Origin of the sequence: Streptomyces sp. E-08 (genome assembly GCF_049913095.1) — a bacterium.
GTDB lineage: Bacteria > Actinomycetota > Actinomycetes > Streptomycetales > Streptomycetaceae > Streptomyces.
In genome coordinates, this window is the sequence record NZ_CP183971.1 from 5,988,795 (window position 1) to 6,011,117 (window position 22,323).

At 72.4% G+C, this 22,323-nt stretch carries 21 protein-coding genes and 1 pseudogene; 16 read left to right on the forward strand and 6 right to left on the reverse strand.

The window, feature by feature from the left end; all coding sequences use genetic code 11:
• The first annotated feature begins 2 nt into the window (after positions 1–2).
• Entirely contained in the window at positions 3–1,142 is a 1,140-nt protein-coding gene (locus ACN9MM_RS27745; RefSeq protein WP_426366385.1) for a D-alanine--D-alanine ligase family protein, read from the forward strand.
• A gap of 24 nt (positions 1,143–1,166) precedes the next feature.
• On the opposite strand, the gene ACN9MM_RS27750 is transcribed toward ACN9MM_RS27745, so the two are convergent.
• Entirely contained in the window at positions 1,167–1,661 is a 495-nt protein-coding gene (locus ACN9MM_RS27750; protein WP_426368843.1) for a DUF3515 domain-containing protein, read from the reverse strand.
• Positions 1,662–1,684: 23 nt separating this feature from the next.
• On the reverse strand, positions 1,685–1,918 hold the full coding sequence (locus tag ACN9MM_RS27755) for an Lrp/AsnC ligand binding domain-containing protein (protein ID WP_328942344.1): 234 nt from the start codon (positions 1,916–1,918) through the stop codon (positions 1,685–1,687).
• Between the two features lie 233 nt (positions 1,919–2,151).
• Here ACN9MM_RS27755 and ACN9MM_RS27760 point away from each other — a divergent pair, with 233 nt between their 5' ends.
• Both ACN9MM_RS27760 and thiD read left to right on the forward strand, forming a co-directional pair.
• Positions 2,152–3,114, forward strand: coding sequence for a thiamine-phosphate kinase (locus ACN9MM_RS27760; RefSeq protein ID WP_116158650.1), 963 nt, complete (start codon positions 2,152–2,154; stop codon positions 3,112–3,114).
• Positions 3,111–3,908, forward strand: coding sequence for a bifunctional hydroxymethylpyrimidine kinase/phosphomethylpyrimidine kinase (gene thiD / locus ACN9MM_RS27765; protein ID WP_426366387.1), 798 nt, complete (start codon positions 3,111–3,113; stop codon positions 3,906–3,908). Before ACN9MM_RS27760 ends, thiD begins: the two co-directional genes overlap by 4 nt.
• A 171-nt stretch (positions 3,909–4,079) precedes the next feature.
• Here thiD and rpmB read toward each other — a convergent pair whose 3' ends face one another.
• On the reverse strand, positions 4,080–4,265 hold the full coding sequence (gene rpmB / locus ACN9MM_RS27770; RefSeq protein ID WP_003957616.1) for a 50S ribosomal protein L28: 186 nt from the start codon (positions 4,263–4,265) through the stop codon (positions 4,080–4,082).
• Positions 4,266–4,502: 237 nt separating this feature from the next.
• Between rpmB and ACN9MM_RS27775 the strand changes: the two genes are divergently transcribed.
• From ACN9MM_RS27775 to mutM, 9 genes are all read left to right on the forward strand, one after another.
• Positions 4,503–6,158, forward strand: coding sequence for a DAK2 domain-containing protein (locus tag ACN9MM_RS27775; RefSeq protein WP_426366388.1), 1,656 nt, complete (start codon positions 4,503–4,505; stop codon positions 6,156–6,158).
• Positions 6,159–6,217: 59 nt separating this feature from the next.
• Positions 6,218–8,419 (forward strand): ATP-dependent DNA helicase RecG, encoded by a 2,202-nt coding sequence (recG, locus tag ACN9MM_RS27780; RefSeq protein WP_426366390.1) that lies wholly within the window; start codon positions 6,218–6,220, stop codon positions 8,417–8,419.
• Between the two features lie 105 nt (positions 8,420–8,524).
• Positions 8,525–9,106 (forward strand): 16S rRNA (guanine(966)-N(2))-methyltransferase RsmD, encoded by a 582-nt coding sequence (gene rsmD, locus ACN9MM_RS27785; protein WP_426366392.1) that lies wholly within the window; start codon positions 8,525–8,527, stop codon positions 9,104–9,106.
• Positions 9,107–9,132: 26 nt separating this feature from the next.
• A complete protein-coding gene (gene coaD / locus ACN9MM_RS27790; protein ID WP_189806272.1) occupies positions 9,133–9,612 on the forward strand; it encodes a pantetheine-phosphate adenylyltransferase in 480 nt (159 codons plus the stop codon).
• 110 nt (positions 9,613–9,722) lie between these two features.
• Positions 9,723–10,781: an ATP synthase F0 subunit B gene (locus tag ACN9MM_RS27795; RefSeq protein WP_426366393.1), complete on the forward strand. Its 1,059-nt coding sequence runs from the start codon at positions 9,723–9,725 to the stop codon at positions 10,779–10,781.
• Positions 10,782–10,952: 171 nt separating this feature from the next.
• Positions 10,953–11,573: a YceD family protein gene (locus ACN9MM_RS27800; protein ID WP_426366394.1), complete on the forward strand. Its 621-nt coding sequence runs from the start codon at positions 10,953–10,955 to the stop codon at positions 11,571–11,573.
• A 2-nt stretch (positions 11,574–11,575) separates the two neighbouring features.
• A complete protein-coding gene (gene rpmF / locus ACN9MM_RS27805; RefSeq protein WP_015036448.1) occupies positions 11,576–11,749 on the forward strand; it encodes a 50S ribosomal protein L32 in 174 nt (57 codons plus the stop codon).
• Between the two features lie 19 nt (positions 11,750–11,768).
• Entirely contained in the window at positions 11,769–12,557 is a 789-nt protein-coding gene (rnc, locus tag ACN9MM_RS27810) for a ribonuclease III (protein ID WP_426366396.1), read from the forward strand.
• Positions 12,558–12,744: 187 nt separating this feature from the next.
• Positions 12,745–13,614: a bifunctional DNA-formamidopyrimidine glycosylase/DNA-(apurinic or apyrimidinic site) lyase gene (gene mutM / locus ACN9MM_RS27815; protein WP_426366398.1), complete on the forward strand. Its 870-nt coding sequence runs from the start codon at positions 12,745–12,747 to the stop codon at positions 13,612–13,614.
• A 107-nt stretch (positions 13,615–13,721) separates the two neighbouring features.
• Here mutM and ACN9MM_RS27820 read toward each other — a convergent pair whose 3' ends face one another.
• Entirely contained in the window at positions 13,722–14,108 is a 387-nt protein-coding gene (locus ACN9MM_RS27820; RefSeq protein ID WP_426366400.1) for a winged helix-turn-helix transcriptional regulator, read from the reverse strand.
• Between the two features lie 122 nt (positions 14,109–14,230).
• Here ACN9MM_RS27820 and ACN9MM_RS27825 point away from each other — a divergent pair, with 122 nt between their 5' ends.
• Positions 14,231–14,815: a flavodoxin family protein gene (locus tag ACN9MM_RS27825; protein ID WP_382865981.1), complete on the forward strand. Its 585-nt coding sequence runs from the start codon at positions 14,231–14,233 to the stop codon at positions 14,813–14,815.
• A 375-nt stretch (positions 14,816–15,190) separates the two neighbouring features.
• Here the strand turns inward: ACN9MM_RS27825 and ACN9MM_RS27830 are convergent.
• Together ACN9MM_RS27830 and ACN9MM_RS27835 are read right to left on the reverse strand one after the other, a co-directional pair.
• Positions 15,191–16,387: pseudogene (locus tag ACN9MM_RS27830) on the reverse strand (MFS transporter); the annotation flags it as partial.
• Positions 16,388–16,514: 127 nt separating this feature from the next.
• On the reverse strand, positions 16,515–17,441 hold the full coding sequence (locus ACN9MM_RS27835; RefSeq protein WP_426366401.1) for a CAP domain-containing protein: 927 nt from the start codon (positions 17,439–17,441) through the stop codon (positions 16,515–16,517).
• 192 nt (positions 17,442–17,633) lie between these two features.
• Here ACN9MM_RS27835 and ACN9MM_RS27840 point away from each other — a divergent pair, with 192 nt between their 5' ends.
• From ACN9MM_RS27840 to smc, 3 genes are all read left to right on the forward strand, one after another.
• Positions 17,634–17,915 carry an acylphosphatase gene (locus tag ACN9MM_RS27840; protein ID WP_382865969.1) on the forward strand — a complete coding sequence of 94 codons (282 nt, stop codon included), beginning with the start codon at positions 17,634–17,636 and terminating at the stop codon, positions 17,913–17,915.
• Between the two features lie 389 nt (positions 17,916–18,304).
• Positions 18,305–18,523, forward strand: a complete 219-nt coding sequence (locus ACN9MM_RS27845) for a hypothetical protein (protein WP_359517204.1) — start codon at positions 18,305–18,307, stop codon at positions 18,521–18,523.
• A 233-nt stretch (positions 18,524–18,756) separates the two neighbouring features.
• Positions 18,757–22,290, forward strand: coding sequence for a chromosome segregation protein SMC (gene smc / locus ACN9MM_RS27850; protein WP_426366402.1), 3,534 nt, complete (start codon positions 18,757–18,759; stop codon positions 22,288–22,290).
• Positions 22,291–22,323 lie beyond the last annotated feature (33 nt).

Here is a 22,323-nt window from a genome sequence, read left to right on the forward strand (position 1 = left end):
ATATGAGCGAGAACACCCAGAGCCCCCGCAAGCCGCGCGTGGCCGTCGTCTTCGGCGGCCGCAGCTCCGAGCACGCCATCTCCGTCGTCACGGCGGGCGCCGTCCTGAGCGCCATCGACCGGGACAAGTACGACGTGCTGCCCATCGGCATCACGACGGACGGGCGCTGGGCGCTCACCGCCGACGCCCCGGAGCGGATGGCCATCGCCGACCGCGCCCTGCCGAACGTGGCCGACCTGGCCGAGTCCGCGGAGGGCGGCGTCGTCCTCTCCGTCGACCCCGCCAACCGCGAGGTCGTCCTCACCGAGCCCGGCAACGTGCCCAGGGCCCTCGGCGAGGTCGACGTGGTCTTCCCGATGCTCCACGGCCCGTACGGCGAGGACGGCACCCTCCAGGGCCTCCTGGAGCTCTCCGGCGTCCCCTACGTCGGCGCGGGCGTCCTCGCCTCCGCCGTCGGCCAGGACAAGGAGTACATGAAGCGGGTCTTCGTCTCCTTCGGCCTCCCGGTCGGCCCCTACGAGGTCATCCGGCCGCGCGAGTGGGAGCAGAACCCCGCTGCCGCCCGCAAGAAGATCGTCGAGTTCGCCGCCGAGCACGGCTGGCCGCTCTTCGTGAAGCCGGCCCGCGGCGGCTCCTCCATGGGCATCACCAAGGTCGACGACCTCTCCGGCCTGGACGAGGCCATCGAGGAGGCCCGCCGCCACGACCCCAAGATCCTCGTCGAGTCGCTGCTGCGCGGCCGTGAGATCGAGTGCGGCGTCCTGGAGTTCGAGGACGGCCCGCGCGCCAGCGTCCCGGCCGAGATCCCGCCGGTCACGAACCACGACTTCTACGACTTCGAGGCCAAGTACATCGACTCGGCCTCCGGCATCGTGCCCGCCCCCATCGGGGACGAGGCCACCGCCGAGGTCCAGCGCCTCGCCGTCGCCGCCTACGAGGCCGTGTCCTGCGAGGGCCTGGTCCGCGCCGACTTCTTCCTCACCGAGGACGGCGACTTCGTCATCAACGAGATCAACACCATGCCGGGCTTCACGCCCATCTCCATGTACCCGCGCATGTGGCAGGAGAGCGGCGTGAGCTACCCCGAGCTCGTCGACCGGCTCATCCAGGCCGCGCTGACCCGCTCCACGGGCCTGCGCTAGGCGACCGGTGGCGCCGGGGTGCCATCAGGCGCACTCCGGCTCCAGGGCGCACGGAACGGCCCGCTCCACGGGGATCGCGAGATCCGTGAGCGGGCCGGCGTCGTGCGCGTACCGCGCGTCCAGCGTCACCTCGACGTACGTCTTCCGGTACACCGAGGTGAAACGCGGCCCGTCACCCGCGCGCTCCTCCAGCATCCAGCGCACGCCGTTCGCGGAGACGCCCTGCGCCTTCGGGTCGCTCATCTTTTCGGGCCGGGGGACCCCGCAGCGCAGTACGATCGCACCGTCACCCCACCCGGCGGTCAACTCGGAGCCGGGCTCCGGGTCACTCCGCCGAAGCCCCGCCACGGTGTCGGGAAGCTCCTTCGCCAGGGCCTGGCAGTAGGACGCCTCCTCCGCCGGCGGGCTCGGGACCACGACGGACGCCGAGGCGTCCGGCGAGGAACAGCCGGCGACGGCCGACAGCAGGACGGCGGCCGTGACGGCGGCGGGCAGGCCGAAGGGCCGGTGGGAAGACATCACCGGCCAAGCGTAGACGGGGGCTACAGATGAACGACCGGGCAGGTGAGGGTGCGCGTGATGCCGTCCACTTGCTGGACCTTGGCGACCACCATGCGGCCCAGCTCGTCGACGGTGTCCGCCTGCGCGCGCACGATCACGTCGTACGGACCGGTCACGTCTTCGGCCTGGATGACCCCCTGGATCTTGGAGATGGTGTCGGCGACGGTCGACGCCTTGCCCACCTCGGTCTGGATGAGGATGTACGCCTGAACCACGGAACCTCCAGGGCGACCACGAGGATCTTGTGGGAGAAAGGGACGCCACGGTACCGCGTCGCCGCGGGCCACGGGGAGACCCGCGCGTCCGGAGGCGCTCGGGGTGTGGCGTACGCAGGACAGAAGTTGACGGTCTACTTGACGGTACCCAGCACGGTGACGGCCCGCGACCCGCGGCGCGAGACCACGCGCCCCCGCCCGCCGGCCGGCACGAAGACACGAGGTGAGACGCGGTGAAGGGCACAGTCGGAGAGCTGGGCGAGTTCGGGCTCATCAGGGAGCTCACGTCCCGGCTCACCTCCACCCCGGCGGTACGGATCGGGCCCGGCGACGACGCCGCGGTCGTGTCCGCCCCCGACCGGCGCGTGGTGGCCAGCACGGACATCCTCCTCGAAGGACGTCACTTCCGCCGCGACTGGTCGACGGCGTACGACGTCGGCCGCAAGGCCGCCGCGCAGAACCTCGCGGACATCGCGGCCATGGGCGCGGTCCCCACCGCGCTCCTCCTCGGCCTCGTCGTCCCGGCCGAACTGCCGGTCACCTGGCCCACCGAACTCATGGACGGCCTGCGCGACGAATGTCAGGTCGCGGGCGCGGCCGTGGTCGGGGGCGACGTCGTACGCGGCGACACGATCATGGTCTCCATCACCGCCCTCGGCGACCTCCGCAACCACGACCCGGTCACCCGCGGCGGCGCCCAGCCCGGCGACGTCGTGGCCTACACCGGCTGGCTCGGCTGGTCCGCCGCCGGATACGCGGTCCTCTCCCGCGGCTTCCGCTCCCCGCGCGCCTTCGTCGAGGCCCACCGCAGGCCCGAGCCGCCGTACCACGCGGGCCCGGCCGCGGCCGGCCTCGGCGCCACCGCCATGTGCGACGTCAGTGACGGCCTCATCGCCGACCTCGGGCACATCGCCGAGGCCAGCAAGGTCCGCATCGACCTGCGCTCGGGACTCATCGACATCCCCACCCAGATGAACGACATCGGCCAGGCCGTCGGCGTCGACCCCATGCAGTGGGTGCTCACCGGGGGAGAGGACCACGCCATCGTGGCCACCTTCCCGCCGGACGTGAAGCTCCCCGCCCGCTGGAAGGTCATCGGCGAGGTCCTCCACCCCTCGGCGCTGCCCCAGGTCACCGTGGACGGCGCGCCCTGGCACAGCGTGGGCGGCTGGGACCACTTCGGCGAGACCGAGTGAGCTTCCCTCCGCCGCTGGTGCTCACCGTCGCCGGATCGGACTCCGGCGGCGGCGCGGGCATCCAGGCCGACCTGAAGACGATGCTGGCGCTCGGCGTCCACGGCATGAGCGTGCTGACCGCCGTCACCGCCCAGAACTCGCGGGGCGTCCAAGGCGTCTGGGAACTCCCGGCCGAGGCCGTGCGCGCCCAGTACCGGGCCGTCGTCGACGACATCGGCGTCCACGCGGTGAAGACCGGCATGCTCGCCTCCGCCGCGCTCGTGGAGACCGTCGCCGACCTCCTCGCGGACACCGGCGCCCCCGTCGTCGTCGACCCCGTCGGCGTCTCCAAGCACGGTGACCCGCTGCTCGCGGAGAGCGCGCTCGACTCCGTACGCCGGCGGCTGCTGCCCCGGGCGACCGTCGCCACCCCGAACCTCGACGAGGTGACGCAGCTCACGGGCGTGCACGTCGTGGACGAGAGCGACATGCGGGTCGCGGCGGAGGCGGTCCTGTCGTACGGGCCGGAGTGGGTCCTGATCAAGGGCGGGCACCTGCCCACCGGCCAGGAGGCCGTGGACCTGCTCACCGACGGCACTGAGCAGCACTGGCTGCGCGCCCCGCGCCACGACAACCGGCACACCCACGGCACGGGCTGCACGCTCGCCTCGGCGGTCGCCTCGGGCCTCGCCAAGGGCCTGGCGGTGCCGGAGGCCGTACGGCAGGCGAAGGAGTATGTGACGGGCGCCATCGCCGCCGGATTCGCCCTGGGTTCGGGCATCGGCCCGGTCGACCACGGCTGGCGGACGCGCTGAGCGGTCCGGGGGCGGCTCAGCCGCTTCCGGACCTGTGTCCGGACCCGTTTCCGGATCTGCTTCGAGATCTGCTTCCGGACCTGTTCCCGGGCATGGCAAGAGGCCGGTTCACCGAGGTGAACCGGCCTCTCAAGGCAACCGCAGGGGCTGCGCTACGACAGAACGTCGCAATTAGCGCGAGACCTTGCCGGCCTTGATGCACGAGGTGCAGACGTTGAGCCGCTTCGGCGTCCGACCGACCACGGCACGCACGCGCTGGATGTTCGGGTTCCAGCGACGGGACGTACGGCGGTGCGAGTGCGAAATGTTGTTGCCGAAGCCCGGCCCCTTGCCGCAGACGTCGCAGTTGGCAGCCACGGGTCACTCCAAAGACTTCAGAATTACAGTGAAATCCGGCGCACCGGAATCAGGAGTCTGAAGTGGCTTGCCGGGGGATGGCCCGGTTTGAACCGGGCAACCGAAGCAGCATACAACGCCTGCTTCCGTGGAACGAAACTACCATGGTCTCCGCGGACCTCTCCCCGGGCCCCGGTCACGAGCGGGTGACCCCCGGTCTACCCTGCGGTGAGCTCACCGCCGAAGGAGGACCCCCCGTTGTCGCGAGCCCTTCAGCCTGACGAGGAGCTCGTCGAGCTCGACGCCGAAGCGGTCCGGACCTGGTGCGCGAGGGCCCTCGACGCCCTCGGACGGGAGCGCGAGGAGATCGACGCGATCAACGTCTACCCGGTCGCGGACGGGGACACCGGCACCAACCTGTACCTGACGGCCGAGGCCGCCCACCGGGCCGTCGAAGCCGTCTTCGCGGCCTCCGTGCCCGACACCGCCGAGACCGTACGCGCCATGGCGCACGGCGCCCTGCTCGGCGCCCGCGGCAACTCCGGCACGATCCTCGCCCAGCTCCTGCGCGGCATGGCCGCCGTCCTCGCCGAAGGACGTGACGGTGATCACCTCGCCCGCGCCCTCGCCGAGGCGGCCGCCGCCGCCCGGCGGGCCGTCGCCCACCCCGTGGAGGGCACCGTCCTCACCGTGGCCTCGGCCGCCGCGGACGGCTGCGCGGGCGGCGGCACGCTCGCCGAGGTGGCCGCACGGGCCCACGACGGGGCCATGAACGCCCTGGCGGCGACCCCCGGCCTGCTGGACGTGCTCGGCCGCGCCGGCGTCGTGGACGCCGGGGGACGCGGCCTGGTGGCCGTCCTCGGAGCGCTCCTGGAGACCGTCGGCGGCGGGGTGCCGGAGCGCGTCGAGACCCCGAAGGACGGAGTACGGCTCCTCGGGGACGTACGGGCCGTGCCGGCCGCTCCGGAGGGAACCTGCGACGGCGAGGCGGGACCCGCCTACGAGGTGATCTACCTCCTGGAGGCCGGGGACACCGCCGTGGACCTGCTGCGGGCCCGGCTCGACGCCCTCGGCGACTCCCTCGTCGTCGTCGGCGGCGACGGCCTGTGGAACGTCCACGTCCACGTCGACGACGCGGGCGCCGCCGTCGAGGCCGGCGTCGAGGCCGGCCGGCCCCACCGCATCCGCATCACCCACTTCGCGGCCGACGCCGCGGCCGGAGCGCGGCCCGGCGCCGGACGCGGGGAACGCGCCCAGCGCGCCGTCGTCGCCGTCGTCCCCGGCGAGGGCCTCGCCGGACTCTGCGCAGAGGCCGGCGCGACCACCGTCCGCAGCAGGCCCGGCGAACCGCCCGCCCGGGACGAGCTCGTCGAGGCGATCCGCCGGGCACACGCGCGCGAGGTCGTCCTGCTGCCCAACGACACCGACCTGCGCCAGACCGCGGCCGCCGCCGCGGAACGGGCGAGGGCCGAGGGCATCCGCGTCGCCATCATCCCGACCCGGGCCGCCGTCCAGGGCATCGCCGCCCTCGCCGTCCACGAACCCGACCGCCGCTTCGACGAGGACGTCGTCGCCATGACGGCCGCCGCCGGAGCCACCCGCTACGCCGAACTCGCCGTCGCCGAACGCCAGTCCTTCACCTCGGCGGGCGTCTGCCAGGCGGGCGACGTCCTCGGCCTCATCGAGGGCGACGTCGCCGTCATCGGCAAGGACCTCACGGAGACCGCCCGCACCGTCCTGGACCGCATGCTCTCGGCCGGCGGCGAACTCGTCACGCTCGTCGTCGCCGACGACACCCCGCCCGGCCTCGCCCCCGACCTGGAACGCCACGTCCGGCGCGGCTACCTGGCCGTCGACACCACCACGTACCACGCGGGCGCGGGCGCCCCGCCGCTGCTCATCGGGGTGGAATAGGCCCCGATCCCGGCGGTTGTCCACAGCCTTCGCCACGGCTGTCGGTCCCGTGGTCTTCAATGGAAGGCGTGCCCGCGCTCGACGAACCACTCAAGAAGTCCCTCGGCCCCGCCACCGCCAAGGTCATGGCCGAGGCACTCGACCTGCACACGGTCGGGGACCTGCTCCACCACTACCCCCGCCGGTACGCCGAGCGCGGGGAGCTGACCACGCTCTCCGACCTGCCGCTCGACGAGCACGTCACGGTGGTCGCGCAGGTCGCCGACGCCCGTGTGCACACCTTCAACGGCTCCAAGGGGCGCGGCCAGCGCCTCGAAGTGACCATCACCGACGGCAGCGGCCGCCTGCAGCTGGTCTTCTTCGGCAAGGGCGTCCACAAGCCGCACAAGGACCTGCTGCCCGGCACCCGCGCGATGTTCGCCGGCAAGGTCTCGCTCTTCAACCGCCGTCTCCAGCTCGCCCATCCCGCGTACGAACTCCTCCGGGGCGACGGCGACGAGCCCGCCGACAGCGTGGTCACCTGGGCCGGCGCCCTCATCCCGATCTACCCGGCCACCACCAAGCTGGAGTCCTGGAAGATCGCCAAGGCCGTCGACGCCGTCCTGCCGAGCGCCGGGGACGCCGTCGACCCGCTGCCGCCCGCCCTGCGCGAGGGACGCGGCCTCACCGAGCTGCCCGAGGCCCTGCGGATGATCCACCGCCCCCGTACCAAGGCGGACATCGCCGACGCCCGCGAGCGGCTCAAGTGGGACGAGGCCTTCGTGCTCCAGGTCGCGCTGGCCCGCCGCCGGCACGCCGACACCCAACTGCCCGCCGTCGCCCGGCGCCCCGCCCCCGACGGCATCCTCGACGCCTTCGACGCCAAGCTGCCCTTCACCCTCACCGACGGCCAGACGAAGGTCTCGCAGGAGATCTTCGACGACCTCGCCACCGAACACCCCATGCACCGCCTCCTCCAGGGCGAGGTCGGCAGCGGGAAGACGATGGTCGCCCTGCGCGCCATGCTCGCCGTCGTCGACACCGGCGGGCAGGCCGCGATGCTCGCGCCCACCGAGGTCCTCGCCCAGCAGCACCACCGCTCCGTCACCGAGATGATGGGCGAACTCGCCGAGGGTGGCATGCTCGGCGGCGCCGAGCGCGCCACCAAGGTCGTCCTGCTCACCGGCTCCATGGGCGCCGCCGCCCGCCGCCAGGCGCTGCTCGATCTCGTCACCGGCGAGGCCGGCCTCGTCATCGGCACGCACGCGCTGATCGAGGACAAGGTCCAGTTCCACGACCTCGGGCTCGTCGTCGTCGACGAGCAGCACCGCTTCGGCGTCGAGCAGCGCGACGCCCTCAGGGGCAAGGGGAAGCAGCCCCCGCACCTCCTGGTGATGACCGCCACCCCCATCCCGCGCACGGTCGCCATGACGGTCTTCGGCGACCTGGAGACCTCCGTCCTCGACCAGCTGCCCGCCGGGCGCTCGCCGATCGCCAGCCACGTCGTGCCCGCCGCCGACAAGCCGCACTTCCTCGCGCGTGCCTGGGAGCGGGTCCGCGAGGAGGTCGGGAACGGGCACCAGGCGTACGTCGTCTGCCCCCGCATCGGCGACGAGGAGGACCAGAAGAAGAAGTCCAAGGCGTCCCCCGAGGACGAGGCGGAGAAGCGCCCGCCGCTCGCCGTCCTCGACGTCGCCGAGAAGCTCCGCACCGGCCCCCTCGCGGGCCTGCGCATCGCCGTCCTGCACGGCCGCATGCACCCGGACGACAAGGACGACGTGATGCGCCGCTTCGCCGCCGGCGAGCTGGACGTCCTCGTCGCCACCACCGTCATCGAGGTCGGCGTCAACGTGCCCAACGCCACCGCGATGGTGATCATGGACGCCGACCGCTTCGGCGTCTCCCAGCTCCACCAGCTGCGCGGCCGTGTCGGCCGCGGCTCCGCCCCCGGCCTCTGCCTCCTGGTCAGCGAGATGCCCGAGGCGAGCCCCGCCCGCCAGCGGTTGAACGCCGTCGCCACCACCCTCGACGGCTTCGAACTCTCCCGCATCGACCTCGAACAGCGGCGCGAGGGCGACGTCCTCGGCCAGGCCCAGTCCGGCGTCCGCTCCTCCCTGCGGGTCCTCACCGTCATCGACGACGAGGAGGTCATCGCCGCCGCCCGCGAGGAGGCCACCGCCCTCGTCCTCGCCGACCCCGACCTCACCGCCCACCCGGGCCTGCGCACCGCGCTGGACGCCCTCCTCAGCGAGGAGCGGGAGGAGTACCTGGAGAAGGGCTGACGAGGACGGGCAGGGTCCGGGAAGCGTCCTGGGAACGGGCCGGGGGTCCGGCCCGCGGCCATATCCTGGGACCTACGCATTGGACGACGCAGGACGAGGACACCGATGACCCGCGTGATCGCCGGTACCGCCGGCGGACGGCGCCTGGCCGTGCCCCCCGGCAACGGCACCCGCCCCACCTCCGACCGGGCGCGGGAGGGCCTCTTCTCCACCTGGGAGGCGTTCCACGGCCTGGCCGGCGCCCGGGTCGCCGACCTGTACGCGGGCTCCGGCGCGGTCGGACTGGAGGCGCTGTCCCGGGGAGCCGTCCACGCCCTCCTCGTCGAGGCCGAGCCCCGCGCCGCGAAGACGATCCGGGACAACGTCCGGTCGATCGGTCTGCCCGGCGCCGAACTCCGCACCGGAAAGGCCGAGCAGATCGTCACGGGTCCGGCCCCGGCCGATCCGTACGACCTCGTCTTCCTCGACCCGCCCTACGCCGTCGGGGACGACGAACTCCGCGAGATTCTCCTCACACTGCGCTCCGGGGGCTGGCTGAGCGAGGATGCCCTCGTCACCGTGGAGCGCAGCACCCGAGGCGGGGAGTTCGGCTGGCCGGCCGGATTCGAGGCCCTGCGGTCCCGTCGCTACGGCGAGGGAACGTTTTGGTACGGTCGCGCCGCCTCTACGTGCGAAGACGCACGATGACCGGACCGGAGAGCGAGGGACCCAAGTTGCGCCGCGCCGTCTGTCCGGGGTCATTCGACCCCATCACCAACGGACACCTCGACATCATCGCCCGCGCGTCCAAGCTGTACGACGTCGTGCACGTCGCGGTGATGATCAACCAGTCGAAGAAGGGCCTGTTCACGGTCGACGAGCGGATCGAGCTGATCCGTGAGGTCACCGCCGACTTCGGCAACGTCGAGGTGGAGTCCTTCCACGGCCTCCTCGTCGACTTCTGCAAGCAGCGCGACATCCCCGCGATCGTCAAGGGCCTGCGCGCCGTCAGCGACTTCGACTACGAGCTGCAGATGGCCCAGATGAACAACGGCCTCTCGGGCGTGGAGACCCTGTTCGTCCCCACCAACCCGACCTACAGCTTCCTCTCCTCCTCCCTGGTCAAGGAGGTGGCGGCCTGGGGCGGCGACGTCTCGCACCTCGTCCCGCCGCTGGTCCTCGGCCGGCTCACCGAGCGGCTCGCGCAGAAGTGACGCGCGGCCACCGCCGCTGACGCTCCGTCACCTGGTGTCGGACGGGCGCCGACTGCCCTTACAGTCGTCCCGTCCGTCTCCATCCAGCTGTAGAGAGTGGCGAGCACCAGGTGGACGTGCAGAAGAAGCTCGACGAGATCGTCGCGACCGTGCAGGGCGCCCGCTCCATGCCCATGTCGGCGTCCTGCGTGGTCAACCGCGCCGATCTGCTCGCCTTGCTCGAAGAGGTGCGAGAGGCCCTGCCCGGCTCCCTCGCGCAGGCCCAGGAGCTGATCGGCGGCCGCGAGCAGATGGTGGAGCAGGCCCGCCAGGAGGCCGAGCGGATCATCGAGGCCGCCCACGCCGAGCGGGGCTCGATCGTCTCCGACACCCAGGTCGCCCGCGAGTCGCAGGACGAGGCCGACCGGATCCTCTCCGAGGCCCGCCGCGAGGCCGAGGAGGTCAAGGCCGAGGCCGACGACTACGTCGACTCCAAGCTCGCCAACTTCGAGGTCGTCCTCAACAAGACCATCGGCTCCGTCGACCGCGGGCGCGAGAAGCTCCTCGGCCGCGGCCCGGGCCTCGACCAGGACGGCTACGCCGACGCGGACGCCCCCGAGTACAGCGCCGACCCGCAGACCCTGATCCAGCGGGCCGACGAGTACGTGGACGCCAAGCTGGGCGCCTTCGAGGCCGTCCTCAGCAAGACCCTGGAGGCCGTCGGCCGGGGCCGGCAGAAGCTGCACGGCCGGATCGCCACCGACGCCCTCGGTGAGCACATGGCCGCGCAGGACGGTCTGGGCGGCACGGTGCACACCAGTGACGCCGACTACCTCGCCGGGCTCGCGGAGCTCTCCGACCTCGCGCCGGCGCAGGCCCCGCAGGCCCCGCAGGCCCCGCAGATCCCGGCGCAGCAGCCCGACCCGTACGGCTACCCCCAGCAGCCCCAGCAGGACCCCGCCTATGCGTACCAGCAGCAGGACGCCTACGGTTACCAGCAGCAGGACCCCTACGCGTACCAGGGGCAGTACGGCTACGAGCAGCAGCAGTACGACCCCCGGGGCCAGGTCCACGCCCAGCCCCACCAGTCCCATCAGCCGCAGCAGGCCGCCGCGCTCGACGAGACCAGCTTCTTCGACACGAGCATGATCGACCTGGAGCAGTTGCGCCGGTACGAACAGGGACAGTAAGGGGCACGGGGCCCGGATTGGGCCCTGAGCGAAGCGTCCAGTATCCTGGCTCTTCGGTCGCGCTACGTCCGCGATCCTTGCTGCCCACGGCTGGCAGCCTCCTCCACGCAGCAGAACGATCCGAAAGCAGGAAGAGCCCTGAGCACGCGCCTCGACCACCGCAACCCCCTCGTGTTCGACACGCACGAGCTGGGGCGGCGTCCTGGTGCCCTCCAGAGGATCTCCCGTTCGATCGAGGCCCCCCGGGACCTGGGCGTCGAAGGAGTGATCGGAGTGCCCGAGGGCGCTCCGGTGGAAATCGATCTCCGTCTTGAGTCGGTCATGGAAGGGGTGCTTGTCACAGGCACCGCCCGTGCATCGGCCGAGGGGGAGTGCGTAAGGTGTCTGGAGCCCGTCGAGCTGGAGCTCGACGTGGACTTCCAGGAGATGTTCTCGTACCCCGACTCCGACGACCGGGGCCGCTCCAGGGCGGCCGCGGACGACGAAGCCGAGGCAGACGAGGACATGATCCCCCTCGAGGACGGCATGTTCGACCTCGAACCCGTGCTGCGTGATGCGGTGGTGCTCGCACTGCCGATGCAGCCGGTGTGCCGGGAGGACTGTGCGGGTCTGTGTTCCGAGTGTGGAACCAACCTGAACGAGAACCCCGACCACCACCATGACGCCGTCGACGCTCGTTGGGCGGCACTGCAGGGACTCGCCGGTTCGCTGGGAACCGATGAGAAGGACAACATGAGCGGCAAAGCCTCTGACGGGGACGTCCGAAGCGCCGCCGAGAAGCAGGAGAAGTAGCCGTGGCTGTTCCGAAGCGGAAGATGTCGCGCAGCAACACGCGCCACCGCCGGTCGCAGTGGAAGGCTGCGGTCCCCACCCTGGTTTCGTGTGAGCGTTGCCAGGAGCCGAAGCTGCAGCACATCGCGTGCCCGAGCTGCGGCACCTACAACAAGCGCCAGGTCCTCTCGGTCTGAGTGGCTGGTGAGAGGCACGATGTCTGAGAACATCAGCGCAGCCTCGTCCCACACGCTTCTGGAAGGGCGGCTCGGGTATCAGCTCGAGTCCGCCCTTCTGGTGCGTGCGCTGACCCACCGCTCGTACGCGTACGAGAACGGCGGTCTGCCCACCAACGAGCGACTGGAGTTCCTCGGGGACTCCGTGCTCGGCCTGGTGGTCACGGACACGCTGTACCGCACCCACCCCGACCTGCCGGAAGGCCAGCTGGCCAAACTGCGGGCCGCGGTGGTCAACTCGCGTGCACTGGCGGAGGTCGGCCGCGGCCTCGAACTCGGCTCCTTCATCCGGCTCGGCCGGGGCGAAGAGGGCACGGGCGGCCGGGACAAGGCGTCCATCCTCGCCGACACCCTTGAAGCGGTGATCGGCGCGGTCTATCTCGACCAGGGCCTCGACGCGGCGTCCGAGCTGGTGCACCGGCTCTTCGACCCGCTGATCGAGAAGTCCTCGAACCTCGGTGCCGGCCTGGACTGGAAGACCAGTCTCCAGGAACTCACCGCGGCCGAGGGGCTGGGTGTCCCGGAGTACCTCGTCTCCGAAGAGGGTCCGGACCACGAGAAGACCTTTACTGCTGCCGCCCGCGTCGGTGGTGTCTCGTACGGCACCGGCACCGGCCGCAGCAAGAAGGAAGCGGAACAGCAGGCGGCGGAATCCGCGTGGCGCGCGATCCGCGCGGCCGCGGACGAGCGCGCGGCGGCGGCGAAGGCCGCGGCCGACGCCGACGAGCCGGCCCGGAAGGACGGGGCCGCTCCGGCGGCCACCGCCTGACCGCGACCCCGCGTACTGCCGCACTCCTTCAGCGGAGCCTTCCCGCCCGCCCCAGCCAGGGGCGGGCGGAGCCGTTTCCGGGGAGCGGGGCGGGCCGGCACCGGGCGGTAGGCTGGCCGGGCCTGCCCGGTGGACCAGGAGCGGAAAACCCCGGGACCACCACCCCGTACCCCTCCGGAGGAGTCCCGTGCCCGAGCTGCCCGAGGTCGAGGTCGTACGGCGCGGACTGGAGCGCTGGGTCGCCGGACGGACCGTGACCGAGGTCGAGGTGCTGCACCCCAGGGCCGTACGGCGCCACCCGGCGGGCGGCGAAGACTTCGCGGCCCGGCTGAAGGGGCAGCGCTTCGAGGTGGCGCGGCGGCGCGGCAAGTACCTGTGGGTGCCGCTGGCGGAGACCGGGACCTCGGTGCTGGGGCACCTCGGCATGAGCGGCCAGCTGCTCGTACAGCCGGAGGGCGCCCCGGACGAGAAGCACCTCAGGATCCGTGTCCGCTTCGACGACTCCGCCGGCACCGAGCTGCGCTTCGTCGACCAGCGCACCTTCGGTGGCCTCTCGCTCCACGACCAGGCCCCGGACGGCACCGACGGGCTCCCGGACGTCATCGCGCACATCGCCCGCGACCCGCTGGACCCGGCGTTCGACGACGCCGCCTTCCAGAGCGCGCTGCGACTGCGCCGTACGACGATCAAGCGGGCGCTGCTCGACCAGTCGCTGATCAGCGGCGTCGGGAACATCTACGCGGACGAGGCGCTCTGGCGCTCGAAGCTGCACTACGACCGGCCGACCGCCACCCTGACCCGGCCGCGTTCGGCCGAGCTGCTCGCCCACGTCCGGGACGTGATGAACGCGGCGCTCGACGCCGGCGGCACCAGCTTCGACAGCCTGTACGTGAACGTCAACGGCGAGTCCGGCTACTTCGACCGCTCGCTCGACGCGTACGGACGCGAGGACGAGCCCTGCCGCCGTTGCGGCACGCCGATGCGGCGACGGGCCTGGATGAACCGGTCCAGCTACTTCTGCCCGCGCTGCCAGCGCCCGCCGCGCACCACCGCCTGAGCGCTGGGCACGGAGAGGGACGGCGGCCTTCAGGCCGTGAGGGGGGTGGCGGCTCTCAGGCCGTGAGGGGGGCCGCGGTTCTCAGGTCGTGACGGGGGTCGCGGTTCTCAGGTCGTGACGGGGGTCGCGCGCTCCGCGTCGTAACTCTCGCGGGCGGCCTCCACCTGGGGCATCCGCCCCTCCACCAGCTCGATCAGACCGATCAGCCGCTCCGCGATCTCGCGGCCGAGCGGGGTGAGCCGGTAGTCGACCCGCGGCGGGTTCGTGGGCTGGGCCTCGCGATGGACCAGGCCGTCGCGCTCCAGGGCGTGCAGGGTCTGCGACAGCATCTTCTCGCTCACGCCGTCGACCCGGCGCCGCAGCTCGTTGAAGCGGAACGTCCCTTCGTGCAGGGCGCCCAGGGTGAGGCTGCCCCAGCGGCCCGTCACGTGCTCCAGTGTGCCGCGCGAGGGACACGCGCGCGCGAACACGTCGTAGGCGAGGTCGTCAGTCATGGGTCCACCGTACTCCCGCACAGCGCTTACGACCAGGTGTGCGCTATCCAGTCGCTTGCGCTTTCCAAAAGTTAGTGCTCTACTTCTGGTCATACCCCTGCACACCTCTTCGAGGAGTTCTCGTGACCACGCCCGTCGTCTCCATCGCCTACCACTCCGGCTACGGCCACACCGCGGTCCTGGCCGAGGCCGTCCGTGACGGCGCCGCCGACGCGGGCGCCACCGTCCACCTGATCAAGGTCGACGGCATCACCGACGCCGAGTGGGAGCTGCTCGACGCCTCCGACGCGATCGTCTTCGGCTCGCCGACCTACATGGGCACCGCCTCCGGCGCCTTCCACCAGTTCGCCGAGGCCACCTCGAAGCGCTGGTTCACCGACGCCTGGCTGGACAAGCTCGCCGCGGGCTTCACCAACTCCGGCTCCAAGAGCGGCGACAAGCTGCACACCCTCCAGTTCTTCCAGACCCTCGCCGGCCAGCACGGCATGACCTGGGTCAACCTGGGCCTGAAGCCCGGCTGGAACAGCAGCGAGGCCTCCGAGAACGACCTCAACCGCCTCGGCTTCTTCTCCGGCGCCGGCGCCCAGACCCACACGGACCAGGGCCCCGAGGGCGTCCACAAGGCCGACGTCGCCACCGCCGAACACCTCGGCCGCCGAGTCGCCGCCACGGCCCGCACCTTCGCCGCCGGCAAGGCCGCCGTCTGACCCCCGCGCGTCACGCCCGAGGGCCCCGTCACCGCGCAGGTGACGGGGCCCTCGGGCGTTCACACGGTCACCGGCTCTCGACGTGGACGGTGTGCGCGTGCGACGCCGCGGCCGCACCGTAGGCACCCGGCCCGGCCCGGCCCGGCGCCGGCGGGCCCGAACGGCCAGGACCGACAGCAGCATGCCCACCCCGGACGCGATCGCGAGCAGCAGACACGCGCTGGACAGGCCCGCCGCCAGAGCGTCCGCCGCCCCGTCCCCTTCCGCCTGCCGCGACGCTCCCACCGTGGCGTTGACCGTCGCCACGGCCGCCGTGAACGCCGCGGCACCGATGTACCGCGCCATGTTCGAAATGCCCGACGCCGCGCCGACATCGGCGGCGGACACCGACGAGGTGGACGCCGAACTCGCCGGGCCGTTGACGAGCCCCAGACCCGCGGCCAGGAGCACGAGCGGCAGGACGAACGCCGCGTACCGCCAGTCGCCCTGGACGAAGAACAGCAGCAGGCAGCCGGCCGTCGCCGCCGCGAAGCCGAGGGCGATCACGGGTCCGATGCCCAGCAGTTGGACCATCCGGGGGACGAGCGGCGTGACCGCGATCAGGCCCACGGTCGCCGGCAGCGTCGCCAGGCCCGCCTCGAACGGGCTCAGCGCGAGGGTGGCGGGGTTCTGGAAGTAGAGACTGACCAGATACATCAGACCGTTGATGACGCCCGCGCTCAGCAGGATCCCGACCGTCGCCCCGATCAGTACGCGGTCCTTCAGGAGCCGCAGGTCGACCAAGGGGGCCTGGACCCGCCGCTCCACCGCGACGAACGCCACGCACGCCACCGCCGCCACCGCGAAGCAGCCCAGCACCGCGGCCGACGTCCAGCCCCAGTTCGCCCCCTCGCTGAGGGCGAGGAGGGCCGGGGCGAGGATGGCGGCGATCAGTGCGGTACCCGCGAAGTCGATCGAGCGACTGCGCTCCGGATCACGGGACTCGGCGATGCCCTTCAGCGTGACCGGCACACAGGCGAGCGCAAGGCCCGCGTCGATCCAGAAGAGGCCCTGCCAGCCCGTGCCGTCGACCAGCACGCCACCGACCAATGGCCCGGCCGCGGCGCCCACCGCCGACGCGCCGCCCCACAGCGTCACCGCCCGGACCTGCCCTTCCCCCGAGGTGGCCACGGACAGCAGGCTCATTCCGCAGGCCAGGATCGTCGCGCCCGAAGCGCCCTGGATCGCCCGGCCGGCGATCACCCCGGCGCCGCTGTCGGAGAGCGCGATGAGTACGCACGAGACGATGAACAGCGCCAGGCCCCCCAGGAAGACCAGCCGCCGTCCGAACACGTCGCCGAGGGCCCCCGAGGTGACGATCACCGCCGCTCCCACCAGCGAGTACCCGGTGACGGCCCACTGCAGGGTGTCCAGCGAGGTGCCGGTGTCCTCGCTGATCGCCGGGAGCAGGATGCTCACCGCCGAGGTGTTCGCGTTGACGACCAGGGTCGAGACGCACGTCGCGATGAGCACGGCGACCGGAGCGGACGTGCCGGGGTCCTTGGGTGCAGCACCATGTTCCTGGACGTTCACAGGGGCAGGTTCACACGCGCTGCGGCACCCCGCAGCTCGGCCGTGGCCGGGAAACGAGAGGGGCCGCCCCGGCGCCGATCACGGCCCGGGACGGCCCACTTCACGAGGCGGGTGCCCCGCCGGAGACTCAGTAGCCGAAGTCCTGGGTCCACCACGGGCCGCCGTCGCCGAAGACGACGCCCACGCCCAGGGTGGTGAAGTCGCAGTTCAGGATGTTGGCGCGGTGGCCGTCGCTGTTCATCCAGGACGCCATCACCGCCGCCGCGTCCACCTGGCCGCGGGCGATGTTCTCGCCGCCCATGCCGGTGACGCCCGCCTGTTCCGCCCGGACCCACGGGGTGTCGCCGTCCGGGTCCGTGTGGTCGAAGAAGCCGCGGGCGGCCATGTCCGCGCTGAACGCGCCGGCCAGGGCCGACAGCTTCGCGTCCGAGCGGACCGGGCTGCAGCCCACCTTGGCGCGTTCGGTGTTCACCAGGCGGATGACCTCGGCCTCGGCGGCCTCGCCCCGGTCGGCGGTGGAGGTGACCCGGGCCTTCTCGGTCGGCGCGGCGGTGGTCGGGTCCGGCTTCGGCGCGGGCGCCTTCGTCGTGGGCGCGGCCGAGGTCCTGGCCGGAGCGGGCTTCACCGCGGGCGTCTTCGACCTCGTCGGGGTGGGCTTCGGCTTCGGCTTCTCCGACGGAGTGGCCTTCGGCTTCGGCTTGGGCTTGGGCTTGGCGGACGGGGTCGCCGAGGGCGTGGTCCGGGTGTTCCCCGCGCTCGCCTCCGTGCCCGTGAAGGCCGGAGTGCGGGTGGATCCGCCCTGCGTCGTCAGCTCCGGGGCCTGCCGGGTCTGGACCTGCTGCTCGCTCGTACCGGCACTGCCGACGGTGAACGTGTCCCCGCCGGGGAGCAGACCCGAGGCGACGGCGACGGCGCCGACCGCGACGGCCGCCGAGGCGCCGAGCAGGCCGTTGCGCACGGGCCGGCGGCGGCGGGCACCCTTGTGAGGGCGGTCCGAACCGGCCGCATAGTCTTCTGCGGCGGGTGCGGCGCCGGAGCGACGGTGGCGTCCCATCTGCTCTGCCTTCCTCTGCTGGTCTTCGCTGGATCTTTGCCGGACTTTGCTGATCTTTGCTGTCGGTACCGTTCCGGATCGGCAGTCGAACGGTGCGCGTCCGAACGGGTGAGGCGTGTTCGGTCGGGACTGTAGTCCATGAGAAGCGGGGGCGATGTGCTCATCTGGCAATCCGCCCGTTAGCGTGCAGCCATGAGTGACGACGTACGGATGACCGCCTGGGTGCGCGGCCGGGTACAGGGAGTGGGCTTCCGCTGGTTCACCAGGGCAAACGCCTTGGAGATCGGCGGCCTGGTGGGCTTCGCCCTCAACCTCGACGACGGCCGGGTGCAGGTGGTGGCCGAGGGGCCGCGTGAGAATTGCCACCGTCTCCTCGACTGGCTCCGGTCCGACGACACACCCGGACGCGTGGACGGTGTCACTGAGATCTGGGACACCCCGCGCGGTGGTTACGACGGCTTCGCCATCCGCTGACGATCACGCTCCGACACTCCGCCCGGTGACCGAGAGGGGCACCGGGCGGACACGCGGTAACAGGGGCGTGACCAGCGAACCGCCTGATGGTTGCCAACGGACGCCGAGCGTGCGAGGCTGCCCCGTAAGGATGATCGCGACGCCCCCGAGGCACCGAGTTCGAAGGCCCCGCCGCCCGCTGAGCGGCCGTGGACTCCTCGGTAGCCCTTCAAACGGGGCGTGATCGTGTTGACCGTCAAACTTTTTGGTGAGACGCTGGAATCCCCGCGCACCTTAGCTGTTTGGCAGTGGAACCGGCACGACAAGCAGTACTGCCGAGCACCGCGGGTGCGAATCCCTCACGACCCACACCGCTTCGGTCGGTCACTCATTGTGGAGGACCATCCATCATGGCAAAGGCGCTTCTCGGTTACGTCGGCGGCTCCGACCCGCGACTCCTCGCCGAGATGCGACGGCTTCAGCAGCGCGTCCAGGACCTCGAATCCGAGCTGGTACGGATCCAGTCCGAGAACGACACGCTCGCCGCTGCCGCCGCTCATCACCAGGGAGAGTCGCTGCTGAACAGCATCGACCTCGACGTACCCCAGGCAGAGCCTGCGCTCACCTGACAACCCAGCCCCCAGGGGCCAGGTGGAAAGCATTCTCAGTCGGCGCAGCCGGACACCCACACAGCTGATCGTGCGGATCGACGCACGCGCACGGCAGCTGGACCTGCAAGGGGCGCCTCGGCGTCCCTTCTCTCTTTCACCCGCTGTTTCCCCCGCGTACCACCCCTCCTCATCCGAGGATCTGCCCCACGCCGTCGCGGGTGAAACGCGCGCACCCCGGTAGAGTCCCCGGGGTGCACCTCAAGGCCCTGACGCTCCGCGGATTCAAGTCGTTCGCCTCGGCCACCACGCTGCGGTTCGAACCCGGAATCACCTGTGTCGTGGGGCCCAACGGGTCGGGCAAGTCCAACGTCGTGGACGCCCTGTCCTGGGTGATGGGCGAGCAGGGCGCCAAGTCGCTGCGCGGCGGCAAGATGGAGGACGTCATCTTCGCCGGCACGACCGGGCGCCCCCCGCTCGGGCGCGCGGAGGTCTCGCTGACCATCGACAACTCCGACGGCGCCCTCCCCATCGACTACGCCGAGGTCACCCTCACCCGGATCATGTTCCGCGGCGGCAGCAGCGAGTACCAGATCAACGGCGACACCTGCCGCCTCCTCGACTTCCAGGACCTGCTCTCCGACTCCGGCATCGGCCGCGAGATGCACGTCATCGTCGGACAGGGACAGCTCGACTCCGTGCTGCACGCCGACCCGATGGGCCGCCGCGCCTTCATCGAGGAGGCCGCCGGAGTCCTCAAGCACCGCAAGCGGAAAGAGAAGGCGCTGCGGAAGCTGGACGCGATGCAGGCCAACCTCGCGCGCGTGCAGGACCTCACCGACGAACTCCGCCGCCAGCTCAAGCCCCTGGGCCGGCAGGCGGCCGTCGCCCGCCGCGCCGTCGTCATCCAGGCCGACCTGCGCGACGCGCGGCTCCGCCTCCTCGCCGACGACCTCGTCCGGCTCCAGGCGGCGCTCACGGCCGAGGTCGCCGACGAGGCGGCGCTGCTCGCCCGCAAGGAGGCCACCGAGGCCGAGCTCCGCGCCGCCCTCGCCGAGGAGGCCGAGCTCGAAGCGGAGGCCCGCTCGCTGGTGCCCCGCCTGGAGCGCGCCCAGCAGAACTGGTACGCCCTCTCCCAACTCGCCGAACGCGTGCGGGGCACCGTCTCCCTGGCCGACGCGCGCGTGAAGAGCGCCACCACCGCACCCGCCGAGGAACGGCGCGGCCGCGACCCGGAGGACCTGGAGCGGGAGGCGGCCCGCGTCCGCGAACAGGAGGCGGAGCTCGAAGCCGCCCTGGAGGCCGCCGAGCGCGCCCTGGAGGACACCGTCGTCCACCGCGCCGACCTGGAACGGACCCTCGCGGCCGAGGAACGCCGCCTCAAGGACCTGGCCCGCGCGATCGCCGACCGGCGCGAGGGCCTCGCCCGGCTCCACGGCCAGGTGAACGCGGCCCGCTCCCGCGCCGCCTCCGCCCAGGCCGAGATCGACCGGCTCGCCGCCGCCCGCGACGAGGCCGCCGAGCGGTCGGCCGCCGCCCAGGAGGAGTACGAGCAGCTCAGGGCCGAGGTCGACGGCCTCGACGCGGAGGACGCCGAGCAGAGCGAGCGGTACGAGGCCGCCCGCCGTGAACTCGCCGACGCGGAGGCCGCCCTGGGCGCCGCCCGCGAGGCCGCCGCCGACGCCGAGCGCCGCCGCGCCGCGACCCGGGCCCGGCACGACGCCCTCGCCCTCGGGCTGCGCCGCAAGGACGGCACGGGCGCGCTGCTCTCCGCCGGGCTCACCGGACTTCTCGGCCCCGCGGCCGAACTCCTCACCGTCACCCCGGGGTACGAGATCCCCGTCGCCGCCGCCCTCGGCGCCGCCGCCGACGCGCTCGCCGCCGACGGCCCCTCGGCCGCCGCCGAAGCCCTGCGGCACCTGCGCAAGCAGGACGCGGGCCGGGCCTCCCTGATCCTCACCGGAGCCCCAGAGCCGCAGCCCCCGGCGGCGCCCGAGGCGCACCCGTACGCGGCCGACCTCGTCCGGGGCCCCGCCGAACTCCTGGGCGCCGTCCGCCGCCTGCTCACGGGAATCGTGGTCGTGGCCGACCTCGACGAGGCCGCCGATCTGGTCAGGACCCGGCCGGCGCTGACCGCCGTCACCGCCGAGGGCGACCTGCTCGGGGCGCACTTCGCGCAGGGCGGCTCCGCGGGCGCGCCCAGCCTCCTCGAAGTCCAGGCCTCGGTCGCCGAGGCCGCCGCCGAGCTCGACGAACTGGCCGTACTGTGCGAGGAGTCGTCCGCGGCGCGGGACGAGGCGGTCGAGCGGCGCCGCACCGCGGGGGCGCTCGTCGAGGAGCTCGACACCCGCCGCCGGGCCGGCGAACGCGAGAGGTCCGCCGTCGCCCAGCGGCTCGGCCGGCTCGCCGGGCAGGCCAGGGGAGCGGCGGGTGAGGCCGAGCGGACGGCGGCGGCCGCCGCCCGCGCGCAGGACGCCCTGGAGAAGGCCACCGCCGAGGCCGAGGAGCTGACCGAACGGCTCCTCGTGGCCGAGGAGATGCCGGCCGAGGACGAGCCCGACACCTCCACGCGCGACCGGCTCGCGATCGACGGTTCCCACGCGCGCCAGACCGAGATGGAGGCGCGGCTCCAGGTCCGTACCCACGAGGAGCGGGTCAAGGGCCTCGCCGGACGGGCCGACTCGCTCGACCGGGCCGCCCGCGCCGAACGGGAGGCACGCGCGCGTGCCGAGCAGCGCCGGGCCCGGCTGCGCCACGAGGAGCGGGTCGCGGGCGCGGTCGCCGCCGGTGCCCGCACCCTCCTGGCCCATGTCGAGGTCTCCCTGGTCCGCGCCGAGCGGGAGCGGGTGGTGGCCGAGGCGGCGCGGGCCGACCGGGAGAAGGGCCTGACGGTCGCCCGGTCCCGGGGCCGGGACCTCAAGGCCGAACTCGACAAGCTCACGGACTCGGTGCACCGGGGCGAGGTGCTCGGCGCCGAGAAGCGGCTGCGGATCGAGCAGCTGGAGGCGAAGGCGCTGGAGGAGTTCGGCGTGGAGGCGACCGCCCTGGTCGCCGAGTACGGCCCTGACCAGCCCGTGCCCCCGTCGCCCGCGGTGGAGGGGGACCCGGAGGAGGCGTCCGGGGTTCGCCCGCGGCCGTTCGTCCGTTCGGAGCAGGAGAAGCGGTTGAAGGCCGCCGAACGGGCGTACCACCAGCTCGGCAAGGTCAATCCGCTGGCCCTGGAGGAGTTCGCGGCCCTGGAGGAGCGGCACCGGTTCCTCTCGGAGCAGCTGGAGGACCTCAAGAAGACCCGCACGGACCTGCTTCAGGTCGTGAAGGAGGTCGACCTGCGCGTCGAGCAGGTCTTCACCGAGGCGTACCGGGACACCGCCCGCGAGTTCGAGGGGGTCTTCTCCCGGCTCTTCCCCGGCGGCGAGGGCCGGCTCGTCCTCACCGACCCGGACAACATGCTCACCACCGGCGTCGAGGTGGAGGCCCGCCCGCCGGGCAAGAAGGTCAAGCGGCTCTCGCTGCTCTCCGGAGGGGAGCGCTCCCTCACCGCCGTGGCGCTGCTGGTCTCGATCTTCAAGGCCAGGCCCAGCCCGTTCTACGTGATGGACGAGGTCGAGGCGGCACTCGACGACACCAACCTCCAGCGGCTGATCCGGATCATGCGGGAGCTCCAGGAGTCCTCGCAGCTGATCGTGATCACGCACCAGAAGCGGACGATGGAGGTCGCGGACGCGCTGTACGGCGTCTCCATGCAGGGCGACGGCGTCTCCAAGGTGATCAGCCAGCGACTGCGCTGAGGCCCCATCGTTCAACTATTGAACTCAAGCGCC

Coding starts and splice junctions, on each gene's coding strand:
- recG (WP_426366390.1), top strand. CDS start 6,218: ATGGAAGGCGTGCCCGCGCTCGACGAACCACTCAAGAAGTCCCTCGGC.
- ACN9MM_RS27745 (WP_426366385.1), top strand. CDS start 3: ATGAGCGAGAACACCCAGAGCCCCCGCAAGCCGCGCGTGGCCGTCGTC.
- ACN9MM_RS27750 (WP_426368843.1), bottom strand. CDS start 1,661: ATGTCTTCCCACCGGCCCTTCGGCCTGCCCGCCGCCGTCACGGCCGCC.
- ACN9MM_RS27820 (WP_426366400.1), bottom strand. CDS start 14,108: ATGACTGACGACCTCGCCTACGACGTGTTCGCGCGCGCGTGTCCCTCG.
- ACN9MM_RS27835 (WP_426366401.1), bottom strand. CDS start 17,441: ATGGGACGCCACCGTCGCTCCGGCGCCGCACCCGCCGCAGAAGACTAT.
- ACN9MM_RS27840 (WP_382865969.1), top strand. CDS start 17,634: ATGAGTGACGACGTACGGATGACCGCCTGGGTGCGCGGCCGGGTACAG.
- rnc (WP_426366396.1), top strand. CDS start 11,769: ATGTCTGAGAACATCAGCGCAGCCTCGTCCCACACGCTTCTGGAAGGG.
- rsmD (WP_426366392.1), top strand. CDS start 8,525: ATGACCCGCGTGATCGCCGGTACCGCCGGCGGACGGCGCCTGGCCGTG.
- ACN9MM_RS27845 (WP_359517204.1), top strand. CDS start 18,305: ATGGCAAAGGCGCTTCTCGGTTACGTCGGCGGCTCCGACCCGCGACTC.